Annotated in this window: 8 protein-coding genes and 1 pseudogene; 6 read left to right on the plus strand and 3 right to left on the minus strand. The window is 68.6% G+C overall.

Features of this window, described 5'->3' with window-relative positions:
• Nucleotides 1-52: 52 nt before the first annotated feature.
• Nucleotides 53-946 carry an IS982 family transposase gene (locus C1J01_RS42160; RefSeq protein WP_111184648.1) on the minus strand — a complete coding sequence of 298 codons (894 nt, stop codon included), beginning with the start codon at nucleotides 944-946 and terminating at the stop codon, nucleotides 53-55.
• Nucleotides 947-1,037: 91 nt separating this feature from the next.
• Nucleotides 1,038-1,519 (minus strand): annotated as a pseudogene (locus C1J01_RS42165) (IS5 family transposase); the annotation flags it as partial.
• 1,248 nt (nucleotides 1,520-2,767) lie between these two features.
• Here C1J01_RS42165 and C1J01_RS42170 point away from each other — a divergent pair.
• From C1J01_RS42170 to C1J01_RS42185, 5 genes are all read left to right on the plus strand, one after another.
• Complete coding sequence (locus C1J01_RS42170) at nucleotides 2,768-2,950, plus strand: hypothetical protein (protein WP_111184649.1); 183 nt, start codon at nucleotides 2,768-2,770, stop codon at nucleotides 2,948-2,950.
• A gap of 498 nt (nucleotides 2,951-3,448) precedes the next feature.
• The gene (locus tag C1J01_RS49355) at nucleotides 3,449-4,543 is read left to right on the plus strand and encodes an NYN domain-containing protein (RefSeq protein ID WP_146615923.1); all 1,095 of its coding nucleotides are present in this window, start codon (nucleotides 3,449-3,451) and stop codon (nucleotides 4,541-4,543) included.
• Between the two features lie 10 nt (nucleotides 4,544-4,553).
• On the plus strand, nucleotides 4,554-5,597 hold the full coding sequence (locus C1J01_RS42175) for a sensor histidine kinase (RefSeq protein ID WP_181449263.1): 1,044 nt from the start codon (nucleotides 4,554-4,556) through the stop codon (nucleotides 5,595-5,597).
• A gap of 32 nt (nucleotides 5,598-5,629) precedes the next feature.
• Entirely contained in the window at nucleotides 5,630-6,256 is a 627-nt protein-coding gene (locus tag C1J01_RS42180; RefSeq protein WP_111184651.1) for a response regulator, read from the plus strand.
• A 341-nt stretch (nucleotides 6,257-6,597) separates the two neighbouring features.
• Nucleotides 6,598-7,140: an LmeA family phospholipid-binding protein gene (locus tag C1J01_RS42185; RefSeq protein WP_111184652.1), complete on the plus strand. Its 543-nt coding sequence runs from the start codon at nucleotides 6,598-6,600 to the stop codon at nucleotides 7,138-7,140.
• Nucleotides 7,141-7,456: 316 nt separating this feature from the next.
• Here C1J01_RS42185 and C1J01_RS51630 read toward each other — a convergent pair whose 3' ends face one another.
• Entirely contained in the window at nucleotides 7,457-7,792 is a 336-nt protein-coding gene (locus tag C1J01_RS51630; RefSeq protein ID WP_235855035.1) for a recombinase family protein, read from the minus strand.
• Nucleotides 7,793-8,411: 619 nt separating this feature from the next.
• Between C1J01_RS51630 and C1J01_RS51635 the strand changes: the two genes are divergently transcribed.
• On the plus strand, nucleotides 8,412-9,441 hold a 1,030-nt coding region (locus C1J01_RS51635), incomplete at its 3' end, for a hypothetical protein (RefSeq protein ID WP_220040382.1).

The raw sequence follows: 9,441 nt of genomic DNA on the forward strand, positions 1-9,441 counted from the left end.
CCCCCGAACCGCCGCACCCTGACGCCTCTAGACGAGTAATTCCTGAATCGGGTCAGTGGTCGTAGGCGATCAGTGATCGGGTGACGGGCTGACCGGTAGCGCGGTTGTGCCAGATGGCGGCGGTCAGCGCCAGGATGCGCTGGGCGATACGGGCCCCGACCCCTGTCACGGTGCGAGCGCCATGAAGCTTCAGATCGAGTTGGCCTTTGAGGGTGTCGTTGACCGATTCGATGAGCTGGCGGATCGGCTTCAGCAAGTGCTCGCCGGGGTGAGGTGTGCGGTTGCGGTAGGACGGACGCAGCAGCCGCACACCTCGTTCGGCCAGGAACGCGTCCAGCTCGGCGGAGACGTATCCCTTGTCGGCCACGATGAGCAGGCCCGGCCGTTCGGTGAGCAGGTGCGGGTCGTGCTCGCAGATGGCCGTCAGGACCTGGCGTTCGTCGATGTTGGGAGTGGCCAGCGCCCAGGCGATCGGTAAGCCTGCGGGGGTGCAGATGAGATGCAGGCGCAGGCCCCAGAAGTAGCGGGAGTGGGAACGGCAGTAGCCGTAGCCGGCCCAGCCGGCCAGTTGTGAACGGCGGGTGGTGGGGCGGGAGCGGCCGCACTCGACCGGGGTGGAATCGACCACCCATACGGGGTCGAGCCAGAGGTCGGTGTCGCGGGCCAGGGCCCGGATCGCGCGTTTGAGCAGGGGCAGGGCTTTGTGCAGGCGTTTGTTGTAGCCGGACTGGCCTGGCAGGTAGGGGAAGGCGCCGGGCAGGTGCGTGGGCACGAAGCGGAGCCAGCGCGCCTCGGAACGTACCCCGAGCAGGACCTGGGCCACTGCCAGCGTCAGCAATTCGGCATCGCTGAGCTTGGGCGGGCGTCCTGGGCGAGGTGAGTCATCTAGCCAGTCGTCGATCGTCACGTACAGTGCGGTGAGAAGGGTGTTGAGGTCTTTTGTCACACATTGATCCTCGACACCCTTCGTAGTTCCCGCACTCCGCGCCGCAGGGACTTAGGACTTACTCGTCTAGGGCGTTGTTTCATAAGTGGGCTCATAGCCATTGGTTGATGGCGGCGATGTGGACGGTGGCCTCGTAGCGGACGGCGAGCTTGTCGAAACGGGTGGCCACCGCACGGTGACCTTTGAGCCGGTTGATGCCGCATTCCACGGCATGGCGCTGCTTGTAAAGCTCGGGGTCGAAGGTCGCTGGCCGACCGCCTTTCGACCCCTTCCTGCGCCGGTTGGCGGCCTGATCATCTTTGATCGGGATGGTGACCTTGATCCCGCGCCGACGGAGGTGTCGGCGGTTCGCACGTGAGCTGTACGCCTTGTCGGCCAGCACGCGGTCAGGCCGCGTCCGAGGCCGGCCCCCGCCCAGGCGCGGCACCCGGATACCGGCCAGGACCACCGTGAACTGCGGACTGTCGCCACGCTGCCCGGCTGTCGGCACGATCGACAGCGGCTTTTGGCCCTGCTCGGATGCCAGATGCAGCTTGGTGGTCAGACCACCGCGGAACGCCCCAGCCCATGATCGGCCGGCTCGTCCCGCACGCCACCCGAAGGTTCCGAACGGCAACTGCTGCACTGAAGTCACTTCTGAAACACGCCCTGGCGCTCGTCGTCCACTCGGCGAGTGCCGTACTCGGTGACGGGCGTCTTCGGCGGCCTCTGGCGTTCGCCATGTCCGTGCTCATGGTCGGACTCGGCCTGCGCATGCTTCTCCTCCGCTGACCTGACCACCCGATGAACCAAGGGGGAGCTGTTGCGAGCAGCGCCCTGCCGTAACTGACCACCGTATCGAGGTGCTGTGATCCAACCAACGGCTCAACACGCTGGACCTCGCCGGGCTCGTGGCAGCTTACTCCTGGTCGCCTCAATGCCGAATGTCGCGAGAGCGCGTGTCCGCACCTGCGAAGCAGCACCCGAACATGCAGGAGCCGCTGTCCCGGTCGGTATCGATGAGCTTCTTTCGCCATGTCGGCTCGGCGAGGACGATCTGCACCATCCCGGTGTTCAGGTAGACGGTCGCCGCCTGGACCAGGTGCAGGGCCGGCGCGGAGACCCTCGACCTGTTCGCCGGTCGTCGCCGGTCAGATCACCGGCCTTACCGTGAAGGTGTCCCCATTGGCCGGGCTCCAGTTCTCCACCACGTTCAGGCCCTCGTGCCCCGACTTCCCGGTTCAGCGCTGCTGACAGATGACGGCTGGTGGAGCCGCCCTCGCCGGCAGGCCATCTTTCAGGCGTGGTGTTTACGGGACTAGTCGTGACCGTGGTCAGCACGTGCCGCACCGGTCGGACTTCCAGAACTTCAGCGTGTCGCCCGCTTGGGCAGCGCCAAGAGCGCCTCCCATGCCGGTCGCGCTACACCGCGTGTGCCCGATTTCGTCAAGGACGAGTTCGTCGTAGCCGCTGGCCGCCCGGGCGTCGAGCTGGAGCTGTGGGCGAACTGCTCAACCGCCGGCGCTGGAAGCGACGAATTGACCGGTGTTCCTGCTGGCAATATCAGTCGTTCGGCAGATACCGCCGCACCTCCCGGGACGGAAGGATCGCTGTATGAAAGGACATGGGACCTCAGGAAGGCGTGATGGCTGATGAGAAGGCGTCCGCTCGGACGCGTGGACTCTGGGACGGCCGGACATCGAGCGGGATGTACCGGTCTGTGGCAGCCGGGGTCGCCTGGCTGTCGTGCCTGCAGGTGTTTGTGGTGGACCTCGTTGTGCAAGCTGAGTGGGTGGCGCCGTACCCGGTGTCAGAGGGTTACCTCAGCGACTTGTTCAAAGCGTGTGGAGCCTGTTCACCGGAGCGGTCGGGGTGGCGGCGACGGCGCTCTTCCTCAGCGGTCAGTTCCTCGGACTCGGGCTGGGCGGCATGGAACGGCTGGCTGTATATACGATCGTGGTCTGGGCTGCGGTGCTCGGCGTCGCAACTGTGGTCTCCCGCCAGCCGACCGCAACCATTCGGTAGCGGGCGAGAAGGCGCCCTTCCCTTGGCCGCTGTGGTGAATGGTCAGGCCTCGGCGTCGGCTGAGAGATGAGCGCCATCGTGATCGGCGTCGGGTCCGAGCGTGCATTCTTCGGTCTCCGGGTGGTAGGCGCCCGAGTGCCTTGTTCGCCGACCCTGTCCCACCGGCGTCGGCCCGCCGGTGAAGTCGGCGCGCATCCGCCAGATCCCGCGTCCTCCTAGGCCGCGTACAGGACACCATGTTCTCCGTCCACGAGCATGCACCTGGGACTCCCGGCACTGCGCCCAGTGGAGTGCCGCCTGGCAGCGTGAATGTCCCGGTAGGTCAAGGGTGCGGGTCCACCGGTAGGGCACCTTGCCGGAGGGAAGCTTCCCCCGTTCGCGGTCGTCCGGATCTCGTGACCTGCCTCTGTCCTTTCGCGGACTGGAGGGGTCAAGGGCAGGGAAAGATCTGCCGTTTGGCGGATAGGCCCGGCGTTGGGCAGGTTCGAGGCTTGAGGCATGAAGAATCTCATGGCGCGATGGCCCCATTGGGCGGGGTACACGGCGGCCGGTTGGTCGCTGGTTTACGGGGCGCTCGGGCTGTTCTGGGCGCTCGGAGGTGAAGGATTTCCCTTCGGCAGAAGCGATCCCGACTGGGAGCCCGGCCTGTCAGTGCTCGGGGAGGCAACCCGGGAAGCGGCGGCGCCGCTGATCGCGGTGCTCGGCATGCTGGGGGCGGTCGCCGGGCTGGCCATCGCGAGAGGGGTACGGCGGGGGCGGGCCGTGCTGCTCGGGTTCGCCTGGCTGGCGGCGGTCACGCTGACCGTGGTGGTCACCGACAACCGGGTTTTGATGCTGGTGGCATACACGCCGCTGCTGGCGGTGTTCGCCTTCACCGGGGTACCAGGCGGGCAGCCGATGTCGGAGCTGGTGCCGTGGTCACGGATCAACCTGTTCATCGTCCTGGTGGGCGGGCTGCTGTGGGCGCTGGCAGCCCTGGCGTACCAGCGGCGCACGGCGGGTGCATGCGTCCGATGCGGGCGGGGCGAGCATGGTCCGGCGCGCTGGGCCACGCCCGAGGCAGCGCGGCGCTGGGGGACATGGGCGGTGGCGGTCGCCGCCTCCATCCCCGCACTGTACGACGCCAGCCGCTTCGCCTGGGCCGCGGGCATCCCGCTGGGGATCACCGAGGAGTTCTGGCGGTGGCTCGATGAGTCAGGGCTGCGCTGGGGCGGGCTGTTCCTCAGCGTGATGGGTCTGGGAGGCGCGATCCTCACGCTTGGGCTCATCCAGCGCTGGGGCGAGGTCTACCCGCGGTGGATCTGGTTCAAGGCAGGCAGGCCGGTGCCGCCGATGTTGGCTGTCGTCCCGGCGTCGATCGTGTCTGTGATCGTGTTTTCGGGCGGGCTTTCCTTCTGGCGGCTGCACACGGTGCACGGGGTGCTCGATGACTGGGACATGTGGGCGATCTGGGCGCCGTCGCTGGTATGGCCGCTGTGGGGTGCTGCGCTGGCCGCCGCCACCCTGGCGTACTATGTCCGCCGCCGCGGTGCCTGCCATTCGTGTGGGCGCGGTGGGCGCCTGGAGGCGGAGCCTGTGGCCGGACGTGGTTAGGCTCTCGGTGATGAAGCCGGAAAGTGGAGCGGAGGACCGGCACGGGCACGGGTCGCGACGTCCATCCCGCGCCGCCGTGCCGCGTCCGCTCCGCATTGCCGGGGTGGCGGGGGCTGCAGGGGCGGCCTCGCTGGTCGGCACGCTGGCGCATCCGCTGACCGGAACGATCGGCCACAACACCCTGTGGTTGGCGACCGAGGTGTCGGCGCTGCTGGTCCTGACCGTCCTCACCGTCCGGCGCTCGCCCAGACGGCCGGCGGCTCTTTCGGCGGGGTTGAGCGGCGCGGCGGTGACACTCATCCTGCTGCGCGCCGTGTGGCAGGGGCCGCCGCAGCTGGCGTTCGGTGCATGCGCGGGATGGGCGCTCGGCGCCCTGGCGGCCGTGGGGCTCGGGCTCTACCTGCGCAGGCTGGACGACAACCGGCGGCGCTCGGTTGAAGAGGCTACCCGGGTACAGCGGCTGGGGCTCGCCCGAGACCTGCACGACTTCGTCGCCCACGACGTCAACGGCATGCTGGTGCAGGCGCAGGCCGCCCAGGCGGTCGCGGGCGCGCTGCCGGAGCCGGTCGCCGACGCGCTGAGGCGTATCGAGGACGCCGGGCAGCGTGCGCTGGCCTCACTCGACCGTGCCGTGCACGCGCTGGATGAGCCCGGGCCGGGGATCGAAGGGCTGGAACGGCTGGCCGACGCGTTTTCGCCCGACGTATGGGTGGAGCTGGCCGTCGAGCCCGGTCTGGCGCCGCGGCAGGAGGTCTCGTCGCTGGCCTACCGTGTGGTGACCGAGGCGCTGAACAACGTGCGGCGGCACGCACCGCGCGCCACCACCGTGGAGGTGGAGATCTGTACAGAGGGGGATGTCCTGCGCGTGCGGGTGGAGGACGACGGCGGCGGTAGCTCGCAGAGCACCAGGCTCGGCGGGTCCGGGCTCGCCGGCCTGGCCCACTTGCTGGAGGCGCGCGGTGGAACGCTGGCGGCGGGCCCGCACAGGCGTGGCTGGCAGGTCATCGCGGAGATCCCCGGATGGCGGCTCGTGCGCGGGCCTGGCGCATCATGACACCTCTTGAGGACGAAAGTGACAGGAACCGGATGACTACACGGATTCTCATCGCCGACGATCAGGAGGACGTGCGGATCGGGTTCCGGCTGATCCTGGACGCGCAACCGGACATGACCGTGGTCGGCGCGGCCGCCGACGGTGCGCGCGCGGTCGAGCTGGCCCGCCTCCTGCGCCCCGATGTGCTGCTCGCCGATGTTCGCATGCCGGGCCTGGACGGCCTGGAGGTCACCAGGCGGCTCGCCGCCGAGACCCGCGTGATCATCGTCACCACCTTCGACTTGGACGAGTACGTCCATACCGCGCTGCGCGAGGGCGCCTGCGGCTTCCTGCTCAAACGCTCAGGCCCTGCCCTGTTGGTGGAAGCGGTCCGTGCGGCGATGGCGGGCGACACCTTGATCAGCCCTCAAGTGACGGTGCGGCTGCTGCGCAGCCTGACCCACCGGCCCGCGCCCCCGTTGGAGGATCCGCTCACCGCGCGGGAGTTGGAGATCGCCCGCCTGGTGGCGCGTGGGCACACCAACGCCCACATCGCTGCCGAACTTACGATCAGTTCAGGCACCGTCAAAACGCACATCGCGCACATCCAGCGCAAGCTGGGCACCGCCAACCGGGTAGGCATCGCCGCCTGGGCCTGGAGCAGCGGCCAGGTGACCTGACCGCAGCCCCTCTGGATGGCGTCCCGTGGAGTGGTGTGACCAGGTGATGGTCGCCATGTCGATGTTGTCGGCCACAGGCGTCTCCCTAGATGTGAGAGTGGCACTCGGCGGCATCGTTGACTCCTTTGTGCTGGTGGCGGCGGTCCCGACCGGGGTGGCGCAGCCGCGGCGGGGGCTGTCGCTGGTCGGGCGCGGGCGGATACTGGCCTGGTCCGGGGTCGCTGTGACGGTGACCGTCGTAACCTGGCAACTGGAGGCGGGCCTGAGGGCCTTGGCCGTCTTCCTGACCGCTGCCTACTTCACCGGCCAATGCACGGCCGCCAACGCATGCGGAGTGCCCGATGCGCAGGGTGATCGTTTTCCTGATCTTGCTCGTCGTCCTCCTCCTCATCGACCGGGTCGCCGTGGCCAGCCTCGAGCGCGACCTGGCGAACAGAATCGCCCCCGTCCCCAGCCTTGTCGGCAAGCCGACTGTGTCAATCGAGGGCATCCCGTTTCTCACCCAGGCTGTGTCGGGGCGCTATCCAGAGGTGCGGTTCAATTTCGGCACCTTCAGCTTCGGCGGCGTGCGGATCAGGAACCTGCGGGGAGCAGCGTACGACGTGACCGCACGCCTGGCCGACGTCCTGCAGAACCAAACCGATATACAGGCCGGTCGCGTGAGCATCACCGGCACTCTCGCCAGGGCGACGATCGACGAATACGCCCCGAGTGGCGTGAAGATCGGTGGTAACGGGCGAGGGCTCACGGCGTCGGTGGAGGTCATGGTCGGCGCGAACAAGGTGAAGTTCAACGCCGAGATTCGGGTCGAGGTCGCCGACCGGAAGATCAAGCTCCAGGCCGAATCCAGGGCGTGCCTCTGCCAGACCAGGTCGCGCAGCTGATCTCCTACCCGATCCCGTTCAAGGGGAATCTGCCCTTCGATGTGAAGCTGACCGGGGTCAGAAGCGTGCCGGGAGGACTGGAGTTCTCCGCCGAAGCGTTTGACGTGCCGGTTCGTGGAAGAGGTCGAACTACTTCGCCCGTCGTCCGTGAAGAGGGTGGGCACAGCAGGCACCGCCGAGGGAACCCATGAGGACCCTCGTCGACGAGCAGTCTGGATCCTGTCCCGGCTCGCCGCCCAGCCGACGCCGACATCTGCCCGTACACGGTCCGGAACTTCCGAAGCTACCGGCGAGCCGCAAGGGGGGATCGTCGCGGTCAGCCGGCGGGGAGTTCGGCGCGAGGTCGGGGCACCAGCTCAGGATGAGGCCCCTCGCGGGTGCCCTCGACGATGAGCTCGCGGACGGACTCGGCCAGTGCGGCGAAGACGTGGAAGACCAGCCGTCCGACGGGCGTAGTGGTGTCGAGCGCCTCGTGCAGCGACCAGAACTCGATGTGGCGCTTTCTCAGCTCGGCGACGACCGCGATCAGGTCTGCAAAGAGCGGTCGAGCCGGTCCTGGGACGGGGCACCACGAGTGCGTCTCCGGCGCGCACCCGAGTCGGAGGGCCTGCTGCCGGAGGAGATGCGCGGCACGCCGTGAGCACCCACCCACCGCCTATCCTGGCCACCGCCTTGACCGACCGCCCCCGACCGAGTGGCGCACGATCGCCAACCACACCCGTGCCACCGCCGCCTCTCGCGGCACCCTGCCCACCTCCATGGAACTCGGGCCCGCGCCTCGCCCCGCCACGGGCCAACCGCACCGGCCGTAGCAACCCGCCGTGGCCTCCTCGGCTGGCCGCCCACTGCTCACCGTCCGTCCTCGCCACGAGCCCCGGCTGCTCCCCGGCTGGTCGCGGGCGGTGCTGCGACGCGGCTGCAGCCCGACTCCCTCGCCGAACTGGGGACGTATGCGTCCCCTCGACAACGGGCGCTCCCCATTGCCCCTGCATTCAAGGTGCGCGTCAACCCAGCTCCCAGCACTTTCGGACGACGGCGGACGACGCCGGGGCCATCGGCGGTGCGCGAGTGTCGCCCGTACGCCTCGCCGGTAGCTCGGCCGCGCCCGAGATTTCATGTGCCATGTCCACCGGCGCCGGCCGTCCGGCGAACGGCATCCCGGCTGTTCAGAGCTTGGTCAAGGTGCGGGCACGTCTCCTCGTCGACGAGCCTGAGGCGATACGTGCCGGGTAACCGACGGCTGTCCGTTCTCGGGGCTCAAGGAGACGATCATGCCCAACGGCGCTTCCGGCAGCGACGAGCAGCGTGTCCGCAACACGCCGGTCCGTCCCGCCGAGCAGCCGGTGACCCCATCCCCGGCCGATCCGGACGTACATCTCGACGTGCCCGAGGTCAAGGTCGAAGAAATCGAGCTGGAGGTGGAGGACCTGCGGGCCCGGGTGTCGTTGCAGGCCGAGGTGCTCGACCTGCTGCGGCTCAACGTGGGGGCCGACGTGGCGCTGGGGCGCGTCAAGCTCACGATCAAGGGCGTGGAGGCGCAGGCACTGCTGAAGGTCCGCCTGGACAACGTCGCGCACATCATCGACCGCGTGATGAACACCATCGACGAGAACCCGCAGATCCTCGAGAACCTCACCCGCGAAGTCGGCACGGCCGTACGCGACCTCGGCACCGGCGCCGGCCGCGCCGTACAGGACCTTGGAACCGGAGCCGGCCACGCCGTACGCGATGTCGGCACAGGTGCCGGCCACGCGGTACGCGACATCGGAACCGGCGCAGGAGGCGCCGTGCGCGACCTCGGCACAGGTGCGGGACACGCCGTACAAGACGTAGGCACCGGCGCAGGAGAAGCCGTACGGGACGTCGGAACCAGCGGGGGACGAGCCATCCATGAGGTTGGAGCCGGCGCGGGAGAAACCGTACGTGAGGTCGGTAGCGGTGCGGGCGACGTCGTGCCGGACGTCGGCACGGAGGCCGCTGAAGCCGCACGAGACACCGCCGCGCAGACCCCCGAACCCGTACGACAGACCAGAACGCAGACCACCGAACCCGTACGTCGTCGTACTACGACGCAGGCCACCGGACCGGTACGTCGCACCAGGACACAGGCCCCCGAACCCGTACAAGCCGCCGACACCGAGACCACCGAAGCAGCCCAAGACACTCACCACGAGCCTCGCCGAGTCCCTGTACGCCGCCGAGATCCTCAACCCGGACGGCACCACCTTCACCGCCGACGTCCAGGCGTACGATCCGCAGCCGGGCGAAACGTACCGGGGCTGGCGCTGGGACTACGCCCAT

Source organism: Nonomuraea aridisoli, assembly GCF_003236395.1.
GTDB lineage: Bacteria > Actinomycetota > Actinomycetes > Streptosporangiales > Streptosporangiaceae > Nonomuraea > Nonomuraea aridisoli.

Excerpts from the sequence above, each read along its gene's own strand:
- C1J01_RS49355 (WP_146615923.1), top strand. The coding sequence starts at position 3,449 with ATGAAGAATCTCATGGCGCGATGGCCCCATTGGGCGGGGTACACGGCG.
- C1J01_RS42175 (WP_181449263.1), top strand. The coding sequence starts at position 4,554 with ATGAAGCCGGAAAGTGGAGCGGAGGACCGGCACGGGCACGGGTCGCGA.
- C1J01_RS42180 (WP_111184651.1), top strand. The coding sequence starts at position 5,630 with ATGACTACACGGATTCTCATCGCCGACGATCAGGAGGACGTGCGGATC.
- C1J01_RS42185 (WP_111184652.1), top strand. The coding sequence starts at position 6,598 with ATGCGCAGGGTGATCGTTTTCCTGATCTTGCTCGTCGTCCTCCTCCTC.